Origin of the sequence: Chlorogloeopsis fritschii PCC 6912 (assembly GCF_000317285.1) — a bacterium.
Classification (GTDB): domain Bacteria; phylum Cyanobacteriota; class Cyanobacteriia; order Cyanobacteriales; family Nostocaceae; genus Chlorogloeopsis; species Chlorogloeopsis fritschii.
In genome coordinates this window covers 51801-72993 of sequence record NZ_AJLN01000037.1, presented here as the reverse complement: position 1 = coordinate 72993, position 21193 = coordinate 51801, and the positions used below count along the sequence as shown (strand labels likewise).

At 42.7% G+C, this 21193-nt stretch carries 24 protein-coding genes; 10 read left to right on the top strand and 14 right to left on the bottom strand.

What is annotated here, in order from left to right:
* Positions 1 to 13 precede the first annotated feature (13 nt).
* The 3 genes from UYC_RS0102645 (at position 14) to UYC_RS0102635 (ending at position 2963) form a co-directional block, all read left to right on the top strand.
* Complete coding sequence (locus UYC_RS0102645; protein WP_016873089.1) at positions 14 to 532, top strand: GNAT family N-acetyltransferase; 519 nt, start codon at positions 14 to 16, stop codon at positions 530 to 532.
* Positions 533 to 863: 331 nt separating this feature from the next.
* Entirely contained in the window at positions 864 to 1898 is a 1035-nt protein-coding gene (locus UYC_RS0102640) for a chlorophyll a/b binding light-harvesting protein (RefSeq protein WP_016873088.1), read from the top strand.
* Positions 1899 to 2009: 111 nt separating this feature from the next.
* On the top strand, positions 2010 to 2963 hold the full coding sequence (locus UYC_RS0102635) for a chlorophyll a/b light-harvesting protein pcb (protein ID WP_016873087.1): 954 nt from the start codon (positions 2010 to 2012) through the stop codon (positions 2961 to 2963).
* A 401-nt stretch (positions 2964 to 3364) separates the two neighbouring features.
* On the opposite strand, the gene UYC_RS0102630 is transcribed toward UYC_RS0102635, so the two are convergent.
* From UYC_RS0102630 to UYC_RS0102615, 5 genes are all read right to left on the bottom strand, one after another.
* Complete coding sequence (locus tag UYC_RS0102630) at positions 3365 to 4066, bottom strand: class I SAM-dependent methyltransferase (protein ID WP_016873086.1); 702 nt, start codon at positions 4064 to 4066, stop codon at positions 3365 to 3367.
* 152 nt (positions 4067 to 4218) lie between these two features.
* Positions 4219 to 5337, bottom strand: coding sequence for an iron-containing redox enzyme family protein (locus UYC_RS0102625; RefSeq protein WP_016873085.1), 1119 nt, complete (start codon positions 5335 to 5337; stop codon positions 4219 to 4221).
* 163 nt (positions 5338 to 5500) lie between these two features.
* Complete coding sequence (locus UYC_RS38495; protein WP_162138991.1) at positions 5501 to 5737, bottom strand: hypothetical protein; 237 nt, start codon at positions 5735 to 5737, stop codon at positions 5501 to 5503.
* 320 nt (positions 5738 to 6057) lie between these two features.
* Positions 6058 to 7854 carry a peptidoglycan D,D-transpeptidase FtsI family protein gene (locus UYC_RS0102620; protein WP_016873084.1) on the bottom strand — a complete coding sequence of 599 codons (1797 nt, stop codon included), beginning with the start codon at positions 7852 to 7854 and terminating at the stop codon, positions 6058 to 6060.
* 164 nt (positions 7855 to 8018) lie between these two features.
* Positions 8019 to 8639 carry a hypothetical protein gene (locus UYC_RS0102615; protein ID WP_016873083.1) on the bottom strand — a complete coding sequence of 207 codons (621 nt, stop codon included), beginning with the start codon at positions 8637 to 8639 and terminating at the stop codon, positions 8019 to 8021.
* Positions 8640 to 9113: 474 nt separating this feature from the next.
* Between UYC_RS0102615 and UYC_RS38745 the strand changes: the two genes are divergently transcribed.
* Positions 9114 to 9290 carry a hypothetical protein gene (locus UYC_RS38745; RefSeq protein WP_016873082.1) on the top strand — a complete coding sequence of 59 codons (177 nt, stop codon included), beginning with the start codon at positions 9114 to 9116 and terminating at the stop codon, positions 9288 to 9290.
* A 532-nt stretch (positions 9291 to 9822) separates the two neighbouring features.
* Here the strand turns inward: UYC_RS38745 and UYC_RS0102605 are convergent.
* The 3 genes from UYC_RS0102605 to UYC_RS0102595 all read right to left on the bottom strand — a co-directional run bounded on the left by UYC_RS0102605 (position 9823) and on the right by UYC_RS0102595 (position 13129).
* Positions 9823 to 10854 (bottom strand): methyltransferase, encoded by a 1032-nt coding sequence (locus UYC_RS0102605; protein WP_016873081.1) that lies wholly within the window; start codon positions 10852 to 10854, stop codon positions 9823 to 9825.
* Between the two features lie 391 nt (positions 10855 to 11245).
* A complete protein-coding gene (locus tag UYC_RS0102600) occupies positions 11246 to 11521 on the bottom strand; it encodes a LapA family protein (RefSeq protein WP_016873080.1) in 276 nt (91 codons plus the stop codon).
* A 168-nt stretch (positions 11522 to 11689) separates the two neighbouring features.
* The gene (locus UYC_RS0102595) at positions 11690 to 13129 is read right to left on the bottom strand and encodes a phosphoglucomutase/phosphomannomutase family protein (RefSeq protein ID WP_026087333.1); all 1440 of its coding nucleotides are present in this window, start codon (positions 13127 to 13129) and stop codon (positions 11690 to 11692) included.
* 102 nt (positions 13130 to 13231) lie between these two features.
* On the opposite strand from UYC_RS0102595, the gene UYC_RS0102590 reads away from it, so the two are divergent.
* Positions 13232 to 14065 carry a PD-(D/E)XK nuclease family protein gene (locus UYC_RS0102590; RefSeq protein WP_016873078.1) on the top strand — a complete coding sequence of 278 codons (834 nt, stop codon included), beginning with the start codon at positions 13232 to 13234 and terminating at the stop codon, positions 14063 to 14065.
* 60 nt (positions 14066 to 14125) lie between these two features.
* Here the strand turns inward: UYC_RS0102590 and UYC_RS0102585 are convergent, their stop codons facing one another.
* Positions 14126 to 14554 (bottom strand): DUF6220 domain-containing protein, encoded by a 429-nt coding sequence (locus UYC_RS0102585; protein WP_016873077.1) that lies wholly within the window; start codon positions 14552 to 14554, stop codon positions 14126 to 14128.
* A gap of 10 nt (positions 14555 to 14564) precedes the next feature.
* Positions 14565 to 15227 (bottom strand): DJ-1/PfpI family protein, encoded by a 663-nt coding sequence (locus tag UYC_RS0102580; RefSeq protein ID WP_016873076.1) that lies wholly within the window; start codon positions 15225 to 15227, stop codon positions 14565 to 14567.
* 99 nt (positions 15228 to 15326) lie between these two features.
* Here UYC_RS0102580 and UYC_RS0102575 point away from each other — a divergent pair, with 99 nt between their 5' ends.
* The 4 genes from UYC_RS0102575 (at position 15327) to UYC_RS40135 (ending at position 16904) form a co-directional block, all read left to right on the top strand.
* On the top strand, positions 15327 to 16007 hold the full coding sequence (locus UYC_RS0102575) for a LuxR C-terminal-related transcriptional regulator (RefSeq protein ID WP_016873075.1): 681 nt from the start codon (positions 15327 to 15329) through the stop codon (positions 16005 to 16007).
* 203 nt (positions 16008 to 16210) lie between these two features.
* Positions 16211 to 16456, top strand: a complete 246-nt coding sequence (locus tag UYC_RS0102570; RefSeq protein ID WP_016879227.1) for a UPF0175 family protein — start codon at positions 16211 to 16213, stop codon at positions 16454 to 16456.
* The gene (locus tag UYC_RS40140; RefSeq protein ID WP_321164233.1) at positions 16453 to 16740 is read left to right on the top strand and encodes a PIN domain-containing protein; all 288 of its coding nucleotides are present in this window, start codon (positions 16453 to 16455) and stop codon (positions 16738 to 16740) included. Before UYC_RS0102570 ends, UYC_RS40140 begins: the two co-directional genes overlap by 4 nt.
* 14 nt (positions 16741 to 16754) lie before the next feature.
* Positions 16755 to 16904 (top strand): DUF3368 domain-containing protein, encoded by a 150-nt coding sequence (locus tag UYC_RS40135; protein ID WP_321164232.1) that lies wholly within the window; start codon positions 16755 to 16757, stop codon positions 16902 to 16904.
* A gap of 162 nt (positions 16905 to 17066) precedes the next feature.
* Here UYC_RS40135 and UYC_RS0102560 read toward each other — a convergent pair whose 3' ends face one another.
* From UYC_RS0102560 to UYC_RS0102540, 4 genes are all read right to left on the bottom strand, one after another.
* Positions 17067 to 17660 (bottom strand): hypothetical protein, encoded by a 594-nt coding sequence (locus UYC_RS0102560; protein ID WP_016873073.1) that lies wholly within the window; start codon positions 17658 to 17660, stop codon positions 17067 to 17069.
* Between the two features lie 245 nt (positions 17661 to 17905).
* On the bottom strand, positions 17906 to 18319 hold the full coding sequence (locus UYC_RS37095; RefSeq protein ID WP_081588131.1) for a macro domain-containing protein: 414 nt from the start codon (positions 18317 to 18319) through the stop codon (positions 17906 to 17908).
* A 104-nt stretch (positions 18320 to 18423) separates the two neighbouring features.
* Positions 18424 to 19449, bottom strand: coding sequence for a glycosyltransferase family 2 protein (locus UYC_RS0102545; RefSeq protein ID WP_026087332.1), 1026 nt, complete (start codon positions 19447 to 19449; stop codon positions 18424 to 18426).
* Positions 19450 to 19451: 2 nt separating this feature from the next.
* Positions 19452 to 20186 (bottom strand): C40 family peptidase, encoded by a 735-nt coding sequence (locus UYC_RS0102540; RefSeq protein WP_016873069.1) that lies wholly within the window; start codon positions 20184 to 20186, stop codon positions 19452 to 19454.
* A 15-nt stretch (positions 20187 to 20201) separates the two neighbouring features.
* Between UYC_RS0102540 and UYC_RS0102535 the strand changes: the two genes are divergently transcribed.
* Complete coding sequence (locus UYC_RS0102535) at positions 20202 to 21143, top strand: serine hydrolase (RefSeq protein WP_016873068.1); 942 nt, start codon at positions 20202 to 20204, stop codon at positions 21141 to 21143.
* Positions 21144 to 21193: the final 50 nt, after the last annotated feature.

Below are 21193 nucleotides of genomic sequence, written 5' to 3'. Positions count from 1 at the left end.
AGGTTTTGAAGGAATGGAAAAATCTTGGACTATTAGAGAAGCTGAGGAAATAGATATTGCTGCGATCGCTCAGGTTCATGTTGCGTCTTGGAAATCAACATATCATGGCTTAATTCCAGCATCAGTAATAGAAAGTTATACCGTAGAGCGCAGAAATACTATTTGGGCAAAGATATTAGCTCAAGGCAAGACAAAAACACTGGTAATTGCAGACAAGAGTATCTTTGGCTTCGTGAATTTTGGTGCAACTCGCGACTCTGATAAAGATGTTCATCAAACCGCCGAAATAAACGCAATCTATCTACTGGAATCTTACTGGAGGCGCAAGCTAGGCAAGGTGCTATTAGAGCAAGCTATACAAGATATCCTCGCTCAGGGATTTCATGAAATTACTCTTTGGGTACTTGATAGCAATACTAGAGCGCGTAGTTTTTATGCAGCCTTGAGATTTTATCCAGATGGTGCATCTAAGCTAGATGTACGTGGAGATGCGACTTTAACAGAGTTACGATATTGCCGAGTTTTCAGTTAGTTCAGTTCAAGAAAACCTACCACTCCCCATCCACCTAGTAAATATTAAGTTTTGTAAATACGCTTGTTTATTAGAATAGATTCTCAATAAACTTATTTCTGTAGTCCAAGCTATTGGTTCTTGATTTCAATAAATCAGGGTGTACTCCATTTACAAACATCTGTTTGTGAATAATTTATGGCTTTTTAAATCTAAGAAGCCATAGAGCGGTTTTTCCTCTCAAAGTATTTTTCCTTGCAATATCCAAGCCGAGCTTGCTTGTAAATGGCTTTCTTTTACAAGCAGGTATTTTCTTGATTAAAAATATCAATAAGGAGTAAACAGCTAACCAATGCAAACCTACGGTAATTCCAACGTCAAATATGACTGGTGGGCTGGTAACGCCCGTTTTGCAAATCTTTCTGGTTTATTTATTGGTGCTCATGTGGCACAAGCAGCTCTGACGACTTTGTGGGCAGGAGCTTTTACTTGGTTTGAAATTTCTCGATACAACCCCAACATACCAATGGGTGAGCAAGGGCTAATTTTGTTGCCGCACTTAGCTACCTTGGGTTTTGGTGTGGGGGCAGGTGGGCAAATAGTTGATAATTATCCTTATTTCGTCATTGGAGCGTTACATCTAATTTCGTCAGCTGTTCTGGGTGCAGGTGCATTGTTCCACACTTTCAAAGGGCCTCGCAACTTAAAAGATGCAACTGGACGAGCGCGTAAATTTCATTTTGAATGGGAAGATCCAAAGAAACTCAGCTTTATCTTAGGACACCACCTGATTTTTTTAGGAGCTGCTGCTTTGTTATTAGTGGCAAAAGCGATGTACTGGGGTGGACTGTACGATGCCACAATTCATGATGTCCGTGTTGTTACCAACCCCACCCTCAACCCATTCGTCATCTTTGGCTATCAGACTCACTTTGCGACTGTTGACAACCTAGAAGATTTAGTCGGTGGTCATATTTATGTAGGTTTGCTCCTGATTGGTGGTGGTGTATGGCATATTCTGACAGAGCCTTTTGCTTGGGCGAAAAAACTCCTGATTTTTTCTGGTGAAGCTATTCTTTCCTACTCTTTAGGTGGTATCGCCTTAGCAGGGTTTGTTGCAGCTTACTTTTGTGCAGTTAACACTTTAGCTTATCCTGTGGAATTTTATGGCGCTCCTTTGGAACTCAAGTTTGGAGTTTGCCCCTATTTTGCTGACACCGTCGAGTTACCCTATGGGAATCACACTGCAAGGGCATGGTTAGCAAACACCCATTTCTTCCTTGCTTTCTTTTTCCTACAAGGACATCTCTGGCACGCTCTACGAGCAATAGGTTTTGACTTCAAACGAGTGGAAAGAGCATTAGATGCAATTGAGACTAGCTCGTAAATTTTAAAGGGGACTGAGGATTAGGTACTGGGAATTAGGGAGATGGAAAGTTACTCAGTACCTTTTCATAATTTAAAGTTCAAAATCCCATGTTGAAAAAGGAATTCCATTGTGGCAATTTCTACTGACAAAACCTTCGCAGCAGGCACAAGTTTGCCTTGGTTAATTGGTAATGCTCGTTTAATAGAATTATCCGGTCAACTATTAGGTGCTCACATTGCTCATGCAGGTTTGATGATGTTTTGGGCAGGAGCAACTACCATCTCAGAGGTAACGCGCTTTGTTCCCAATGTGCCAATGTATGAGCAGAATTTTACTGTATTACCCCATTTAGCAACTTTGGGATGGGGTGTAGGTGCTGGGGGTGAAGTAGTCGATACTTATCCTTATTTTGTAATTGGCGTTTTGCATTTAGTCGCATCTGCTGTGTTAGGTGCAGGTGGACTTTTTCATGTCTTTCGCGCTCCAGCAATTTTACACAATGGTGGAGCATTGGTTGCTCTATTTCACTATGAATGGAACGATCCAAAAAAGTTAGGTTTCATTTTGGGAAATCACCTAATTGTTCTGGGTTTTGGTGCATTTTTATTAGTGCTAAAGGCAATGATTTTTGGTGGAATTTATGACACGCATTTGGGAGACGTCCGTTTAATTATTAACCCGACTCTTAATCCACTGACAATCTTTGGTTATTTAGTTGGAATTAAAGATAATCATTGGAATTTCTTGGGAATGGCAAGTGTTGACAATCTAGAAGATGTTATCGGTGGTCACATCTGGATTGGGTTAATACTAATTTTAGGTGGTGTGTGGCACATTCTTGTACAACCTTTTGGATGGGTAAGGCGGATTTTACCAATTGAAAATGGCGAGGATATTCTTGCTTATAGTTTGCTTGGTTTAGCTTTTATGGCTTTTATTTCTGCCATTTTTGTAGAGCATAACACTACTGTTTTTCCCAAGGAGTTTTACGGCGATCGCCGTCTGTGGTCTGCATTTATCCAGTTTTGCTTGGGTATATTAGCACTTACTGGTTTCTCATGGCATTTTTGGCGTTCTCGTTAAGCTTAAGCTGAGTTTTCTTTCCCCTAAATATGAACTTGACCTAAAAAGGTCTTGTTTTCTGCCTGCGGTTTCTAGCAGCTAGCTGCAGGCTATTTTTTCAGACCTAATTGAGGACAAATTATGCTAAGTAAAATCTTTTTTACAACCTGTGCTTGGGGAATTTCAATTCTTAGCTTTTGGACGATTGTCCTATCCTTTAAAAAAGGAATGGGTCATCTGAAGAGATTACATCAAATTCCCTGTTCTGGTTGTGAGTATTTTACAAATGACTACCGCCTAAAATGTACAGTACATCCTATCAATGCTTGTACAGAAGAAGCAATAGACTGTCGTGACTTTGAACCCAAAAATTATAGTTGCAAATCTTGTCAGAATTATTCTCACAAACTGAAGAGCTAAATTTACAGACTTGTGAGTAATTGCATTAACTCTTTCGATAAATCAATAGTGGGTAGTTCTTCCTGAGACTTTGTAAATAAAACACCAGCTAGGTAGTAATAATCTCCAGAATAAAACGCCATGTTGTTTTTGCGTAATTCTTCTATGTGTTTTTTGACTTTTGGCTCAGAGCTATAGTAGCCAAATTTCAAAGGTAAGACTATGAAATTACTAACATTATACCTGTTGGCTCTTGCATGATTGATTGTGCTTTGTGGATGAGAAAAGCTAGAGATTAAAAGTAAAACCTTTTCGTAACCTAGAGATAAAAGGTTATTGGTAACTGTAGCTCCATCTATACCTCCAAATAAAAGTGGCATATAAATATCTTTATCTGGTGCAGGTAGATAGGGTGGATTGGCTACAAGATAGTCAGCTTTTAATCTAGAAGATTCAAATAGACATGAATTATGAACGACGTATTTTTGACTTAGATTATATTCATCAATGGTTGAATTAGCGACCTTCCAAGCAGAAGTATTTAATTCAAATCCATGTATAATGCCATCAAATCTGTTTCTAAGTAGCGAATTAATAACCGGAGTACCATCTCCTGAACCAAATTCAACAATACATTCAGATTTCTGACAGTTTCTCAATGCCAAATTTTCCAAACAATTAGAGTAAAAATTAGATTCTTCCGGGCAAAAAAATACGTCTTTCATATGTGTATGTGAGTAATTACAATGAGTCAGATTTTGGTAGGGCATATGTCTTATCCACAAGCAAAAATTACTCCTTTAGTAGAAAATTTTGACTAAAGGAATAAAGATAAATTAGATAAATTAGAAAGCTGGAATTAGTGAAGTTGTTTTTCTCAGGCGAGTGAAGTGCTTTGTTCTACTTGGCGTATTGCTTGCACAACTGCTTCGGCAGCGCGATCGCCCATTAACTTTTCTTGGTCGTAGCCCAGAACTAGCTCCCACGCATCATTGGGGTACAATTCTGCTAAAGGCAAAGCCACATCATCCAACATCCAGCGCCCGTGGCGTTCATCTTCTCGAATGTGCAGTTCCCAATAACCCATCGCTGCATCTGATAATCCCAGCCGTTGAGCAGCTGTAAGATAATTTCTGTAAGCAGAAGGCCCTGCCACCTCAAAATAGGTTAAACCACCGCTATAACGCAGAAAATGACGCTTGCACTCGGTCAGCAAAAAGTTATGATTGGCGCAAGCTAAAACTTCCCAAGGTACTAAATCGAAGTATCCTTCTGGTTCGGTGTTCATGTCAAACTCAGCTAGCATTTGAGCAAAAAATGTAGAATGCTTGCGAGAGAAGCGACCGTTACCGTACTCTTCCAGTAGTACCTTGACGAGGGTACACTGCACTTGATTAGCAGCACCACCAAGAATCCGGGAAAGACGACTGCCCTCAACTAACCCATCAAACGAGCCGATCGCTAATAAGTGACGATAGCCAATTTCTGTCATTTGCTCGCGGATGTAGCGGCTTCCTGATGATAAAGGTGGATCTAAATCGTATGCGGTACGCTCAATCAGCGCTTGCTTGACATCTAACTGCTGCAAAGCTGCCACATCGATTTTTGCTAGTTCCCATTCCTGCCAAGCCGCCTCAATTCGATTGCGTACCTTGTATAGATAGAGCGATCGCTCGTTGGTATAGTGTCGCAAATCGTCATACCAAAAAAGGTTTAAGCGATTAATCCGATACAGTATACGCTGGAGAAAAAGATGAGCCACATCATCACCAGAACCATTGTGATAAGCAGCACGAATTCCCAGAGAAAGTGCGCTCTCAAATTCACTGGCAAGTAAGGGTTCTCTATCCAGTTTTTGATCTAAATTATCTGTGGCAAGCAGTTCTACAAACTGTCGCTCTCCACGGTCATAAATAGTAGTAGTTTCTGTTACCCCTATAGGTAAAGTTTCCTCCGTACCAGAAGCAGGAGGTGATTTAACTAAGTTGCTCTGCATGGAATCTTCGGTTCTTTGCGATCGGTGTCGATAACTTCCACCTTATATACCTAGATTTCCATTTAGTAGTTTTCTGTACCTCTCCCCTGGGTTGTAAAGAACAATTAAGCTCTGCGGTGAAAGATTCTACCCAAGGGAGCAGGGGAGAATCAATAAAAATGTACTATCTGAGCAGAGGGGGATAGGTGACAGGGAACAGGGGACAGGGGACAAGGAGAACTACTAACCACTGTATGGGCGGGTTTAAAAGATAAATTGTCGGTTTGAACCGAAAGTTAATCAACAAAACCCGCACGGCAGTCGCTACAACGCGCTTAACCCGACGCCAGGTGACGCCAGGTGCTACAACGCGGGAAACCCGACGCCAGGTGCTACAAGTCGGCAGAGCCGCCCAACGCACTGGCTCCGCAACGCACTGGCTCCTTTATGCCGGGAAACCCGTCCACCCTCCGGGTACCCTGCGGGAACGCCTCCGGCGTACAGCAGTCCCCCTACCCTTACGGGAAGCCCTCCGGGTTCGCCAGTTCCTTTATGCCGGGGAACCCGTCCACCGGACTGGCTCACCGCTCCGCGTCTACGCCGGAAACCGCCCTTCGGGTTCGCCACTTTGCCATCGTGACGGGAACCGCCAAGACGGCAAGTGGACTCACCAAGACGGGGGCTGCTTCACCGCACTGGCTCCGCAACGCGCTGCCTCCCCTACTAACAAATGACAAATGACTACTGTATTGATTGACTGGGCGGAATTTTTTCAATAGTAATTAATGCTTCCATCACTGCTTTGACAATTGGTGCAGCGACAGTACCACCATAGGCATTTGCGCCTTTCGGCTCATCCACCAATGCCAGTACTACATAGCGGGGTGTTTCTACAGGCAAGATAGCTACGAAACTAGTAATTTTTGCACCACTAATATAGCCACCAGAGCTACCAGCTTTTTGGGCGGTGCCAGTTTTGCCTCCTATGCGATATCCCGGAATTTGTGAAGCTCTACCAGTACCGTTGGCAACAACGGTTTCCATCATTTCTACAACTTTTTGGCTGGTGACAGGTGAGAAAAGTTGGCGTGGTGTTGGATAAGAAGGTGTGTAATGTATTTGCCCCTTACTATCTATCAAACCTTTGACTACATGAGGTGTAACGAGTTTACCACCGTTAGCTAAGGCTCCATGTAATTGTACTAATTGCAAAGGTGTCAAAGAGAAACCTTGACCAAAGGAAGTCGTTGCAGCTTCTACGGGCGAGGCAGAAAATTTTTCTAGACTTTTAAGTTGACTGGCGACAACAAACGGTAAATCTGTATTGAGGCTTTGCCCTAACCCCAACTTTTCTAGCCAACTATAGTAAACAGGAGTCTGCAAGCGTTGGATCATTTGCACCATCCCAATATTGCTGGAATGTTGCAAAATCTGGGCAATATTGATTTGCCCGTAGCTTTTATTTTGGGCATTTCTGATGGTGCGATCGGCTACTTTAATGGAACCAGGATCATTAAATGTATCCTCAGATTTAATCGCTCCTGCTTCTAGAGCGATCGCCACATTCAAAGGTTTAAAAGTCGAACCAGGTTCGTAGAGATCGGCTACAGTCCAGTTTTTGAACAGCGAAACATTGGCTTTAGAGTATTGGTTGGGATTATAGGTAGGCAAAGAAACCAATGACAGCAAAGAACCATCCCACGCATCCATTACAATCACTGCTCCCCGTTGGGCACGGTACTTATCCATCTGTTCTTGTAATGCATTGCGAGCTGCTCGTTGCAAGCGACTGTCAATAGTTAGTTGTAGTTGCAGATCGTCGGAATGCAGAAAACCCTCTGGAGCATGATCTGACATCAGCGCCCCATTCCCTGCACGACTGAGGCGCACTGTTTTCAAAGAACGTTCCAGTAACTTCTCTTGACTATATTCCACACCTGCCTGACCGCGACGGTCAACATTAACATAGCCTACTACTTCTGCTACCAAATCTTGTCGCGGATAAAATCGGGAGTATTTTTGAGTTAACTCTATACCATTCAAACGTAACGAATAAATGCGATCGGCAACTTCTTCGGGCAGGGCAGAGGAAAGTAAAATACCACTTTTTTTGCTTTCAAATTTTGTTTCTAACTCCGTAGCATCCTTCCCCATAATCGGAGCAAGTAGCTTGGCAATTTCTTGATTAGATTTGTCAAATAGCTTGGGATGAACATACATTGTATATACAGGTCGATCCATCGCCAACATATCCCGATTTCGATCAACCACCGGGCGACGAGGCACAAAAAGTCGCAAATTTACCATTTGTTGGTTTCGTGCCCTCTGCGTAAGCTTCGGCCCACGTATAATTTGCAAATTGTACAAATTAACAGCTAAACCAAAAGCAGCAGTAACTAGTACAGCCCAAACGATAAACAGCCGAGAGTTAACATTTGATGTTTGTGCTATAAACTTAGAGAAAAATGACGAAAAAAATTTTTGTCTAGCTTTAGGACGCTGTCTTTGCCTGTTTTTTCTACTTGGTGACTTCTGCATAAGGATTATCCTGTGCCATTAGCAATTTATTTAAACCTAATGACTTTAATATCCGGCGTTGCTGATTTAATGGCGTGAAATAATTTTGCATAATCCCAAAACCCTTGCCCAGATGCGATATATCGCGTCTGGGCATCCGGATTCATAGCGCGATTCAGCAACGCTTAATATCCTACTGGTGTGAGTTTTTGCTGTTGCGGTTCGGCATTGAAAGTTGCATTGGGCACTTCAGAATTAGAACTCTCAGGCGCTGGGCGCAAGAAAACTGTCCCAGTTGGAGATGGCGTTACCAATCCAGCTGCTGATGTTTGTGCTTCCTGTGCCATTTGATTTTTAAGTACTTCGTTATTTGTTGTCAACTGTCGCTCTTCACGCTGTAAAGTTTGTAGTTTCCGGTATGTCTGACTCCAAATTTGTTGGGAATAAACTGTCCAACCATAGACTACGAGCATGGCTGCTACCAGCAAAAATGTCATCACTGAAGAGTGACGATATAAAGTATACAAGCGTAGCAACCATAAAGGTGCTGTTCCTTGCTTGCTTAAATCGGAAACAGCGGTAGTTGTAACTGCACCTGCACTATCTTTGAACTGGGTAGCAGGAGCCGATTTATTCTGCAATGAACGTCTTTGCCTTTGAGAAGATTTTGTAGGCAGAGCTTTTGCTGTCGCAGTTCTGAGTGATTTGAGTCGCTGTTCTCTGGTGGTGCTTCCCCCAGACAGAGAACCTCCTCGCCGGAACCAACTGCGCTTTGTAGAAACATCTAATTTACGAGCAACAGCCATAAACTTTATTTTTAGTTAAAAATTTGCAGTGTAATTGAATAATTGATTGTCTGGATTTGGTTCAACTGGCAATTGCTTTTTGTGCAATTTAGCTACAAATCACACCCTACTCCCTTTTGGCAGTCTAGATAGCTACAATAATGTTTGCATCCCTGGGTATTATTTGAGGCAATTTTGAACCTTAAACGGATACTTTAGCATTTAGGCATCGCATCTAAAGTATGGCAATGCTGAACAGCAAGAGCAATAGTTTGCCTAAAAGTAATATTTTTGGTAGTATTAGCGGTTTTAGTCGTCATAGTTACCTGTGCTCTCTTAAAATCAAGTTGTTTGCGATACTATACTGAATCTGCACTCAACAATCCAAATTAACCTTTAAATCTTTTGATATAAAATAATTAAAAAAAAGCAACAAATGAGGTATCGTAGTCAACGAAGCTCAAAATTGTGCCAAAGTTTGGTGAAAGAGGAGTTATGAAAATAAAAGTTCTTGGTTTTGCTTTATTGCTAGGTTTAGCTTCAGCACTTGGAGCTTGTGAAAATGCTCAAGAGGGTACCACTACTACCACTCCAGCTCCTGGTGAACCAACTGACGCTGCTACTAAGGCACCTGCTACTACCCCTGCTGCCACTCCTACCAAGAGTCCCTAATAGCAGCCTCAAATCAGTTTAAAACTGGTTTTTAGCAGCGCTCCTCACTACACAATCATTGAGTTGTTTCCTATATTCTCGGCAAGTAATGGTTATGTTGAGTAATGCAAGCCTCTAGCCTAGCTTTACTCAAAATTTTCTGGATTTTGCAGTTTACTTAGCGATATACAGTCAGAGATTCTTGATATCGCTACTGCATTTTATTCATCTTGCGGGGAATACATCAATATATAAGCTATGGCTTGTTTACAATATCAACAGCGTATGCTGATATGAGTGTTTTACGTTGTTGATATTTTTATCTAGAAAAACCTACTGGAGTGATTGAAAGTTTGTGAATGGTAAAAGTCTGTAAATCTCGCCAGTAGCGATCGCCAAACTAAAAATCTTCCTCTTATACATATTTTTTTAATAGAGATTATTGCTGATGCGATCGCCAAACCAAAGTAGTAATCAGCAAAACATTGGTTTGGCGTTGATTCCTAACCTAGTAGCTTGAAGTTATCACAGTGGTTCAGCAATTGCTGCTGGGTTAAGGTTTCTGTGCTGATACAAACAAAGCCAGTCGATTCCTGCCTGTGTAAATCCGATCAAATCCTGCCTTCGTTAGCCAATCCAAAATCGTAGGTTGTGGCCAAATGCGTCCACCACAGGTAACGTAATAGATGAGGGAGAACAAGCTAATTGGTGAGGAGAGTTTTCCCTGCTCGCCAGGATGAAACAAGTCGTTGATCAATACAGTTCCGCCCGCTCGCAGTGCTTGGAATGCTTTTTTGAGTGTAATTTCGCACTGCTCGGCTGTTAGACAGTGGAGGATGTTGGAGAGAAACACAACATCGTAATTGTTGCCCCAATTAGTTTCCAGTAAATTACCTTCAATGTATTGGATGCGATCGCCTAATCCTGCCTGTTCAATTTGGGGTAATCCTGCTTGGATCGCATTGGGTAAATCCAGAATATCGGCTTTCAAGTCGGGATACTTCTGACAAAATGCTATGCTGTATTCTGCAGGGCCGCCTGCCACATCTAACAAGCGCTTGGGGGGCGGATTGAGCTTTGCCCATTTGAGAATATTTGGGGCGCTTTGCTGTCCACTACTTTTGAGCATAGTGTAGTAGTTTGCAAAACAGGTGGCGGATTGAGGATTGAAGTGAAAATTGGGAACTTCGCCAGTGCGAATATCTTTTTCCAACAACACCAATTGCTGATTAATATCACCACCCAACCGCAAAAAGTCATAAATTAACCCACCCGATTTTGTCAAGTAACGAGCAGAATCTTGCGTAAGTTGATAGTGCTGCCCTTGTCGCTTGAGAAAACCAAAACCATCCAAGCTTTCTAATAAAACTTGCATTCCGTGAGGATCGCAATCCATCTGTGTTGCCAACTCAGCAGCCGTTTTGGGATGCTCTTGCAGAGCGTCAAATACGTTCATGCGTATGGCAGTTACCAAAACTTGGCTAACTCCCATACCGAGCATACCCAACAGAAAAGGTTGCAGTTCCTTACGGCTGTTTAGTGCGATCGCCTCCAAGATATTTTCTGGCTTGACAGTCAACTTCATCTGAAAACTCCTTGGGAATATTAGCAATTAATGATAATTTTTTTCATTTTTAACACAGGATTCTAATTCACATCATCCATAAATTACTCAATCTGGCATGAGCAAGATAAAGTAAAACCGCTGTACTCGACTGGATATACAGCGGTTGTAAGTAGAGCGTCAGGACGCCCTCCACTAGATTTAATTTTTAGGCTAGGCTCGGTCAGAGGAGGAAAATTGCATTAATGTAATTTGGAATTTGTTGAAATTTATTTTCAATTACATATAACTCTACTAGGAATAGTCGCGATCGGCAAGCAAGTATTAATAGAGAATTTTATCAATAGTCAATTCAGTGATTGGCTAGAGATATAAAAACAATAGTTCTATCTTCAGATATATGTCTTTAGAATTAAAAATCTTCATCTACAAAAAATTCGGTATCATTTTCTCTGGTAGAACCTCTTTCCCCAGAATCTGCTATACCCCACAGAGGTTGTATTAACGCCATACCAATCATGCCTACTCCAGCACAAAAAGCTAGTAATAAGCCCACAGGAAGCTGAATTGATTGAAAAGTGATAAATCTCAAAGATACTGGGGTGGCATTTTGTACTGAAAGGATGGCAATAGCCACCACCCAGACAGCTATAACTATCGTTGTGACAAGAGTTGCAAAGGATTTCATATGAAGAAGGGGACAGGGGATAGGTTACAGGGGACAGGGGAGTGGGAATTGGGGATTGGGAAGAGGACACGGGGACACGGAGAAAGATTCTCCCCTTGTCTCCCACTCTCCCCCTCCCCCCCCTCCTCTTACTAGTCCCTAGTCCCTAGCCCCTAGCCCCTAATTACTCTACACAGTTACAGCTTGGAGTTGATTAATCACAGACTCCATCGCTTGGGCGATTGGGGTTAACTTTTCGGGAAATTTAGTTTCCATGTAGACGCGCATTAAAGGTTCTGTTCCGGAAGGGCGCAAAAGCACCCAGCTACCTTCTTCTAAATAAAGTTTAACGCCGTCTTTTTTCCCCACTTGTTTAACTTTAATTCCTGCAACTTCTGCAGGGGTATATTTAGTATAAAAATTTATGGTAGCAGTTTTATGGGCTTCAGTTAGGTGTAAATCAAGACGCTTGTTGTATATAGGGCCATCAGCTTCGGCAATTGCTTCTTGGACAAGGGCACTCAATGGCTTACCTTCGTAAGCGATCGCTTCTGCCACTAACATATTAGCTAAAATGCCATCCTTCTCAGGAATATGTCCGATAATACTTAAGCCACCAGATTCTTCTCCACCAATCAACACATTAGTTTCACGCATTTTTGCGCCGATATATTTAAAACCTACTGGTGTTTCAAATAATTGCAATTCATACTTAGCTGCTAAGTTATCCAGTAAGTGAGTAGTAGCAACTGTACGGACAATTGCACCTGTTTTATTTTTATTTTTGATTAAGTGACGTATTAGAATTAACAGTACAGTATTGGGGGTGAGAAAATTCCCTTGTTCATCAACAATACCGAAGCGATCACTATCTCCATCGGTAGCCAAACCTAAATCGGCTTTGTCGCAGCGTACTGCTTCTACAAGCTGATTAAGTTGTTCTTGCTTAGGTTCTGGCATTCCTCCACCGAATAAAACATCGCGCCAAGCATGAAAAGTTTCAAAATCGCAGCCGCAATGTTGCAAAACTTCATCAAGATAACCGCGAGAAGTAGAATGAAGGGCATCATACTTTACCTTCAATCTGGCATTACGAATTTTCTGCACATCCAGCAAAGTGTAGAGAAATCGCATATAGTCTGGCTTAGGATCGAAGGTAGAAATATAGCTAACTGGGGGATTGGGGGGTGGAACATCCGATGCACCTTCAATATTTGCCACAATAGTATCAGTGATTTCTGGAGTGGCAGGCCCGGCATAATCGGGGATATATTTAATCCCACAGTATGGTGCTGGGTTATGGCTGGCGGTAAACATTAACGCCCCAGCAGAATTTAAGTAACGGGCATTGTAAGCAATTACTGGCGTCGGGCAATCCCGCTCGGTAATTTTAACCGTCCAACCCAAGTCTGCTAAGACTTTAGCTGCTGTAAGGGCAAACTGTTCAGCTAAAAAGCGAGTATCGTAGGCAACAAGAACTGGTCGATTTTTAGTATAGGCTGTTTCAATATAACTTGCGATCGCTCGCGTTACTTTCCGTACATTAGAGAAAGTAAAGTCATCGGCTATGATTCCTCGCCATCCATCAGTACCAAATTTTATTTTGCTGGAGTTGCTACTGGCGTTCATTTTTGCCACTTTTTTCATCCATTATTTAAATACTACATGAAGCTTTCAGCAAAATGGGTGTATCCTAATTTATCCCCTTTGTCTTCTCACCGTTATTAAGCAATGTCAATTTCTGAGCGACCTTTCGCCAGTTATCATCTTTGGTCATTAGTTGCCCCAGCAGCAGGGCAGCAACATTTGCATTGCCAAATGAGACGGGGATTTATCAAAGCACGCCAGCACGAACCACAAGTTCAAGCACTGTTAGCAAAAGTCACTGCGCCTCAGCGTATCGGTTTATTAGCGCAGAAAGGTATTTATGAATTTCATCACAATAGACATCTGTTAAATCAATCAGATGGCGTGCAAAAAGTAGCAGAGTTACTCAAACTTGCTCACTCTTGCGAAGAAGTTCAGCAGCGCGTGTTACAAATTTTAACAAAATATCACGATGAGCCGTTACTTTCAGGAAAGCGGGTGATTCTCCTGACTCGTGGTGATGAAGGTTTTCCCAAACCAATTTGGGTTGAACAAAAGCATTATTCCTTCCGCTTGTATGCGACGATGGACTGTGTTTTTATTGAGTCCACAGGTGCTTTACATATTTTAGATTTCAAAACAGGTAAATCTACATTTGACCGTCGCCAAGCATTAGTTTATTTGGTCGCTGCTCGTTATCTTTATCCTCGGCAAAAAGCTGTTGCTTCTTTTTATAATTTGGAATTTTGCAAAAAATCAGATTTAATCAGTGTGACGAGAGGGGAATTGGATTTTGTTGAATTTGAGTTAGCTAGTATTGCCCAAAAGCATCAGGAAGATTTACAAAAATATCAACAACAAAATCATAAATTTAGTCAAATTTTCCCGCCTAATCCTGGTTATCACTGTAAGTTTTGTCCGTTTAATTCTATTTGCGAGTTTTCAACTTTTAAAGCTCCACAAAAAGTTCAACATTAACGTTTGATGCTTCACTTTTTACTGCTAGTAAAACTTATAAATAATTGTTACAAGTTCCTCTTAAGATTCAGTTACAGCGTCTGGCTTGTTAAACAACTCACGCGATACACGATGTACAAGGCTTGAAGAAACATAGAATAACGTGAATCCAGTCAGAGGATGAAGCACCTCTAAATGAAGAGGAGTCTGAAGACGAATGCTGCAAAATTGGAGAGCAAGCAGTACGGGTAGACTGACGGTAAGCGATCGGATTGAGTTCGAGAATGGAGCGATCAACAACCCTGCTAGCAATATTAGCAACAGTCCACTATACCCTCGCACGAGCCACACATGAACATTCCACCAGGTAGGATCGGTGAAGTATGCAACACCAACCGTTAATACTTGAGCAATTAAGCAGACGTTAAAGAGGATTGAAGTCGCGTAAAAACCAATTTTGACCCAGCTTTTAGCAGCAATATCGCGATTTATTTCTGGATTTGCGGTCATTTCAAACTACCTACTTGACTTTTAAATTCAATGCTTCAGCAGCGTATAACATTGCTTTATTAACTAGATCTGCACCTGCTTTTTCGGGAGAACCGACATCAAAGGGCGGAGCGGGATCGTATTCTATTAATAGCTGAATCATCTTGGCAGTTTCCTCACCATAAAGTACTTTGGCGAGCTCTAGACCAAAATCAATCCCTGCGGTAACACCACCACCACTCATGCGATCGCGATCGATTACCACTCGCTCGGTACTGACTTGAACTCCTGCTGCTGCCAGTTGTTCGCGAAACATCCAGTGAGTTGCAGAACGATATCCTTGAAGCAATCCTGCTCTTGCCAGAAACTCAGAACCACCACAAACCGAGGTAACAAATTTTGCCATACTACCCTGTTGCCGCAAAAATGCCAGTATTTCTGGATCGTCTACGACTGCACTTTGGGCTAAACCACCGCCAATACAAATGATGTCTAGAGGCGGACAATTATCAAAGGTCGTATCTGGGATAATTCTCATCCCATCATCAGTTTGAATTGGATCTAGCGTTTTCCAGATACGGTGGATTTGGATACCTGGCAGAGCACTAAATACGGTTTGCGGCCCAATGATATCGAGTGCCGTCATGCCAGGGTAAAAGACCAACCCAACGACATACTGTTGTGAGTGACGCATGAATCAAATCTCCTGATCCGGTTTGTAATGAATTGATCTCTATACTAAAAATGACAACCCACCGCGCCTAGTCCTCGATCGAGTACTCTTTTCACCGTCATGACAATCTCTTTGAAGCTTCTATTTGAAGAAATTTATCAAGCAAAGGATGAAGAAGACTTACGATCGCACCTTGCGCCAAAGATTGGTGAGTATTTTGTTGCCAAGCGATCGGGGATATTTTTCTTCGATCGACTTCCGGCAGAACAAACGCTGCAAAAAGTTCTTAACATCGCCCTATCCCTTGAACATAATCCCATAGCACGTTACATTGCAGAACGCCATACACCTGTGCATGAAGGACTGGTGACAACACCCAAGGCTTGGAAATTAATCTGTCCTCGTCCGGATCACTGGCATGTGATGGCAGGGCCGATCGTTAATCGCGCTCAAGTAGTAGGTTCAGTGGGATGTACCCGTGAAAAATCAATGCCTGCCTTTGATACTCAAGATTTAGCCGATCTGAGCGCCATTTGTTTGCACCTATCCGCTTGGACTGCAAGCCTCCGATTCGCACAAAGCGCAGCTTTGGAACCTCAACATCAATCGTTTACTATCAACAGATTAACGCCGCGTGAGTTACAAATTGCCAATTTGGTTGCTTTGGGGCGAACCAATGCAGAAATCGGGAATGAACTTTGGATTACCGAAAATTCTGTCAAGCAGGCTCTGAAGCGAATGTTCCGTAAGCTAGGAGTTTCGTCGCGTACAGAAATGGTTGCACAGATATATATCAAATAACTCTATTGTTCAAGTAACAAGCCATCTCCATCTGGCTTGGTGCCGAACTCTCATCAGTAAGCTTTTGCTTGCGCCTTCACCGATCAACTAGCCGCATAACGGTCATGTGCAGCGGCGGCAACGCAGTGTTAGCTGGCTCGACAGAACACAGACATCTGCTGGCTCACAAGCGTAAAATAGTAAGGGTAGCGAGGAATTTAGCCATGAGTGTTGTTGTCCCTGACGAAATTTTAACCGCAACTCGCATGACTGAGGCTGAAATGCGTCAAGAAATCGCTGTCATGCTCTTTCAGCGAGAAAAGCTTACCCTTGCCCAAGCCAGCCGATTTGCAGGAATGCACCGCGTAGCATTTCAGCATCTACTTGCTAGCCGTCACATCCCAGTACATTACGGGGTGGAAGATTTGGAACGGGACATTCAAAACCTGCGGGAGATGGGCAGATTGTGATTATTGTCAGTGACACATCACCCATCAACAACCTTGCTGCAATAAATCATCTCCATCTCCTTCATCAACTATACGGAACGGTTCTTATTCCCGAAGCCGTTTATCAAGAACTCACTGACCCCAATTTTCCTGTTGCAGGTGCGACTGAAGTACAAACCTTTGACTGGATTCAAACTCGTGCTGTTAGCGATCGCACACTTGTCGAAGCCCTGAGCAATGAACTTGATATCGGAGAAGCAGAAGCGATCGTCCTGGCAGTCGAGATCAAAGCCGAGGTCGGCTAGTAGCTACAGGAATTTTGGGGATCTTGATCGAAGCAAAAAGTCAAGGCTTGATTGCAGAAGTAAAGCCTTTGCTGAATGCGTTGATCGATGAGGCTGGATTTTGGGTCGCAGAACCTCTACGCAACAGCATTTTACAGCTTGTCAACGAAATCGACACACCCTGATTTTGGGGACTAACAGGTAAGCTTTGAGGATGTCCCACAAACAGGATAGAGCCAGCTAACGACCCCGTTCACCCACCGCAGGCAACCTCTCGTACCCAACCAAGCAAAATTATACGGTTGGTGTGCATTGGGTTTGTTAGACATCCGGGAGCATGGAATGGTTCAAAGCTGGCTCCAATACCTGACGATCAGAATTATACAACGCTCCCCTTCAAAGATGTATGGAGCAAACGCGCAATTAGAATCGTCATCATCATCAAACTTGTAGGCAATAATCTCTTCCCCCAACTCTGATTTTAAGGAGCCTAGCCATGTATTCAGTAACGCTTCTTCTTCAGAATCTTCAGGTCGAAAATGATCTAACATCCAGATAGCGAAATCCATTGGCTGCATAACTTCAGCCTCATTTAGCATATCTTCTTCAGTCCACCAGTCCGGCATTGTGGAGTAAACATAGTAATCTGGATAAATCGCACGCAGAAAAGCTAGCAAATCAGTAATTTCAATCTCTGTATCTTCTTCATCAGAACTGAATAGATAATATCCTTTGGGCTTTGCAAAGACTCGAATATCAGGAATGCCATAATCAAGATTCTTTCTAGGAGCTAGAAGCGCATCCAAGGATTGCTCCATCATCGGTGAAAACTTGAAATTCTGGATAAAGTAAGCATCACCAATCTGAATAGCCTCTTTCTCAAATTCTTTTGCTGCCTTTCCGTGCTGCTTGACGAGTTGCTTCAATTCTTCAGGAGACATTTAGCTTTCTGGTTTACTATGTAGCTATAAAAAGTTTCTTGAATTACTTAATAAACTTTTTCTCAATCCGAATATATCAAGCATTACAACGGCTTACTGCCTGGGATATACGGAAAATTTCTTTTTTACGTCCCTATGTGGTTATTATACAGAGCTATGCCGTAGAATACCGTAAGCGAGGATTATATGAAATTTTTACCTATAATCCAACATTGATATATATTGAATTTTTCTCGCAAACTTACTTAAACTGCATTATTCAAGCTAGCAAAGGCTTGTAAATAGGCGTTGTAAACTTCATCGCCAAAACAAGCGAAAATAACTTTTGTAATTGAATCGTGCTCGTGAAGAAAATTAATTGTCTCCAAAATAGCAATTTTTGAGGCTTGTTCCACTGGGTAACCATAAATGCCACAGCTAATTGCTGGGAACGCGATCGCTTTAATATCTCTCTCAACAGCTAGTTTTAAGCTATTAACATAGCAAGATGTGAGCAATTCAGCTTCGCCTTGAGTACCGCCCTTCCAGACTGGGCCGACAGTATGTATGATGTATTTTGCTGGCAGGTTATAGCCATAAGTAATTTTGGCTTGCCCAGTTTTACAGCCACCCAGTCGTCGGCACTCATTAACGAGTTCAGAACCAGCAGCGCGGTGAATAGCGCCATCGACTCCACCATTTTTTAGCTAAAACATTTTCCAGAAAAATTTTCGGAGATCATGGCTGGGTCAGAATTGACCCTTGCCTGAATAAGTAGTTAAATTTAGCTGTCAGTTGCCATTTCTTTTTTTGTTACTACCTCACGCACGCGATAAATTGGTCTTCCTTGAGATTCATGGTAGGTACGCATTAATAACTCAGCCAGCAAACCAAAGCAAAATAACTGTACCCCAGTTACCAAAAGCAGTACTGCCAAAATCAACAAAGGGCGATCGCCAATATCTTGATGCAAAGCAAATTTTACCCAAGTCAAGTAAATGCCGATCGCTCCTCCCCAAATCATGGAAATTAAGCCCCACAGCCCAAAAACGTGCATCGGGCGGGTGAGAAACTTTTTCATAAAAGCGATGGTTAACAAATCCATCAAGACTCGGAACGTCCGTGACAAACCGTACTTACTGCGCCCAAATCGGCGGGCATGATGGCGCACGGGTATTTCTGTAATTCTCGCGCCTTCAATATACGCCAACGCTGGCAAGAAGCGGTGCAGTTCTCCGTAGAGGTTCATATCAGCTACCAGTTCAGCACGATAGGCTTTGAGCGAACAACCATAGTCATGAATATGTACGCTGGTGACGCGCCGAATCAGCCAGTTGGCAATTTTAGAAGGAAGTAAGCGCGTTACCGCAGCATCTTGGCGTGCTTGCCGCCAACCGCTCACCAAATCGTAGCCTTCCTCTAACTTTGCCAACAGCATGGGTATATCCGCAGGATCGTTTTGCAAATCGGCATCTAAAGTTACAACTGCTTTGCCGTGGGCGTAATAAAAACCAGCCGCCATTGCCGCAGTTTGACCGTAATTACGACGCAAAATCACGGCTTTTAAATCATGACGAATTTGCGCTTGTTCCTTGAGAAACCGATCTGAACCATCCGTGGAACCATCATCCACACAGATAATTTCGTAACTTAACTGACTACTTTTTAAAGTAGAAGCGATCGCCTCCAACAAATGAGGCAAACTTTCTACTTCATCACGCACAGGCACCACCACAGAGACATCAGGGATGGATAAGGACTTTGTTTCATATTGTCCAGCCATCCCGTTAGAAATTAATTCACTCCTCATACCTATTCGTGTCCTTTGTGACTATGCGGTTCGTAACTCTTCACCACTCTGCCAGCACCACGTAGCTGCTGGTAGTATGACTGACTAACCTCATCACCTTGTTCCGAGAGAATGTCAATCCCTATACCGTTACGTCCTTTATCTTTCCCAGAACTATGGATGTAACGACCATCTCCTAAATAGAGTCCCACATGAGTGGCTTTTTGGGGAGTCCCGAAGAATATGAGATCGCCTATTTCTAATTCTGAAATTGCGATTGGGTGGGTAAAAGCTTCCTGCTGATAGGCGTCTCTGGGTAACCAAATACCTACCGAACAAAAAGCTGCTTGCATCAAACCGGAACAGTCATAATTTGGCCCGACTGTACCACCCCAAAGGTAATAATTAGGCTGTTCCATCGCTTTGTAGGTAAAAGCTATTACCTCTGGTAGCATTTTTCTAACTTCAGATTCTGAAAAAGATTTAGCCTGATAAAGTACAGTAGCAGTCTGTAATAAATTTAAATCTGCAAGCGATAACCACCCTGGATAATCATCCTCACACAAACATACCTGTACAGATGTTTCATTGCCCGTCTGTGCATCCCTATCACTTGATGTCACCCGTAAATGTCGTCCGGATGCGGCTTGTGTTGCTAGGCGTGTACATTCGGGAGAATCGTATATGTTTATGTTAGCGAGACACTCGTACTCACCTAAGATGAGATTTTGGATTTTGGATTTGAGATTAAGGGACATCCTACAAGAATAACAATGGCTTTCTTCAATAAAGACGAACAACTCGAACAGTTAGGCAATGGCATTTTAGAGGCTACTTGGGCAAAATTTCCGACCTTAGCCCGTAACCAAATTGCCCTAACTTGGATTGTCTACGATCCACCTGTACTAGTAAATACTGGTGGCGCTCTCACTCCAGATGCCTTTTGGAATCATCCCATCCGTGGTTTCACTTATAGAGGTGTTGAGCGAATTTACCCAGCCAGTGTGGTGAAATTGTTTTACTTGGTGGCGATACAAGAATGGCTGGAGTCAGGGATGCTGCAAACCTCCACAGAGTTAGAAAGAGCCATGCGCGATATGATTGTGGATTCTAGCAATGATGCTACCAGCTTAGTGATAGATGTGCTAACTGGCACAACATCAGGGCCGGAGTTACCACCAGGGCCTTTTGAGACATGGAAACTACAACGCAATCTTGTGAATCGCTATTATCAGTCTTTGGGGTGGGCAGAGATGGAAACGATTAACGCTTGCCAAAAAACCTGGTGTGATGGGCCATACGGACGCGAACGCGTATTCTATGGTCAGCTACTAGAAAATCGCAATATGCTGACAACAAATGCTACTGCTAGACTATTACATAGTATTGTCGGGGGAGTAGCGGTGTCTGGTGGGCGATCGCAATCGATGATGGCTTTACTCAAACGCAGTCTTAATCCTGACGAATTGCCCAAGGATGTTGAAGAAGATCAAGTTACCGGTTTTCTGGGCGGTGGGCTTCCCCAAACAGCACAAATTTGGTCAAAGGCGGGTTGGACTAGTCAAGTTCGCCATGATGTAGCGTATATTGAAATACCAGATTGCCGTCCCTACCTCTTGGTAGTATTCACCGAAGGCAAAGCGAATGCTAGAAATCGTGATATCCTGCCTTTTGTTTCTCAAAGTTTTGTAGAAGCCGTTGCCAATATGGCATAGTGAAAAGCTAGTTTTTTGCCTAGATCCCCGATTTCTTGAGGAAGTCGGGG

What these genes read in the sequence shown, in the direction of transcription:
- UYC_RS0102645 (WP_016873089.1), top strand. Translation starts at nt 14, where the DNA reads ATGGAAAAATCTTGGACTATTAGAGAAGCTGAGGAAATAGATATTGCT.
- UYC_RS0102640 (WP_016873088.1), top strand. Translation starts at nt 864, where the DNA reads ATGCAAACCTACGGTAATTCCAACGTCAAATATGACTGGTGGGCTGGT.
- UYC_RS0102630 (WP_016873086.1), bottom strand. Translation starts at nt 4,066, where the DNA reads ATGAAAGACGTATTTTTTTGCCCGGAAGAATCTAATTTTTACTCTAAT.
- UYC_RS0102625 (WP_016873085.1), bottom strand. Translation starts at nt 5,337, where the DNA reads ATGCAGAGCAACTTAGTTAAATCACCTCCTGCTTCTGGTACGGAGGAA.
- UYC_RS0102620 (WP_016873084.1), bottom strand. Translation starts at nt 7,854, where the DNA reads ATGCAGAAGTCACCAAGTAGAAAAAACAGGCAAAGACAGCGTCCTAAA.
- UYC_RS0102615 (WP_016873083.1), bottom strand. Translation starts at nt 8,639, where the DNA reads ATGGCTGTTGCTCGTAAATTAGATGTTTCTACAAAGCGCAGTTGGTTC.
- UYC_RS38745 (WP_016873082.1), top strand. Translation starts at nt 9,114, where the DNA reads ATGAAAATAAAAGTTCTTGGTTTTGCTTTATTGCTAGGTTTAGCTTCA.
- UYC_RS0102605 (WP_016873081.1), bottom strand. Translation starts at nt 10,854, where the DNA reads ATGAAGTTGACTGTCAAGCCAGAAAATATCTTGGAGGCGATCGCACTA.
- UYC_RS0102600 (WP_016873080.1), bottom strand. Translation starts at nt 11,521, where the DNA reads ATGAAATCCTTTGCAACTCTTGTCACAACGATAGTTATAGCTGTCTGG.
- UYC_RS0102595 (WP_026087333.1), bottom strand. Translation starts at nt 13,129, where the DNA reads ATGAACGCCAGTAGCAACTCCAGCAAAATAAAATTTGGTACTGATGGA.
- UYC_RS0102590 (WP_016873078.1), top strand. Translation starts at nt 13,232, where the DNA reads ATGTCAATTTCTGAGCGACCTTTCGCCAGTTATCATCTTTGGTCATTA.
- UYC_RS0102585 (WP_016873077.1), bottom strand. Translation starts at nt 14,554, where the DNA reads ATGACCGCAAATCCAGAAATAAATCGCGATATTGCTGCTAAAAGCTGG.
- UYC_RS0102580 (WP_016873076.1), bottom strand. Translation starts at nt 15,227, where the DNA reads ATGCGTCACTCACAACAGTATGTCGTTGGGTTGGTCTTTTACCCTGGC.
- UYC_RS0102575 (WP_016873075.1), top strand. Translation starts at nt 15,327, where the DNA reads ATGACAATCTCTTTGAAGCTTCTATTTGAAGAAATTTATCAAGCAAAG.
- UYC_RS0102570 (WP_016879227.1), top strand. Translation starts at nt 16,211, where the DNA reads ATGAGTGTTGTTGTCCCTGACGAAATTTTAACCGCAACTCGCATGACT.
- UYC_RS0102560 (WP_016873073.1), bottom strand. Translation starts at nt 17,660, where the DNA reads ATGTCTCCTGAAGAATTGAAGCAACTCGTCAAGCAGCACGGAAAGGCA.
- UYC_RS0102545 (WP_026087332.1), bottom strand. Translation starts at nt 19,449, where the DNA reads ATGAGGAGTGAATTAATTTCTAACGGGATGGCTGGACAATATGAAACA.
- UYC_RS0102540 (WP_016873069.1), bottom strand. Translation starts at nt 20,186, where the DNA reads ATGTCCCTTAATCTCAAATCCAAAATCCAAAATCTCATCTTAGGTGAG.
- UYC_RS0102535 (WP_016873068.1), top strand. Translation starts at nt 20,202, where the DNA reads ATGGCTTTCTTCAATAAAGACGAACAACTCGAACAGTTAGGCAATGGC.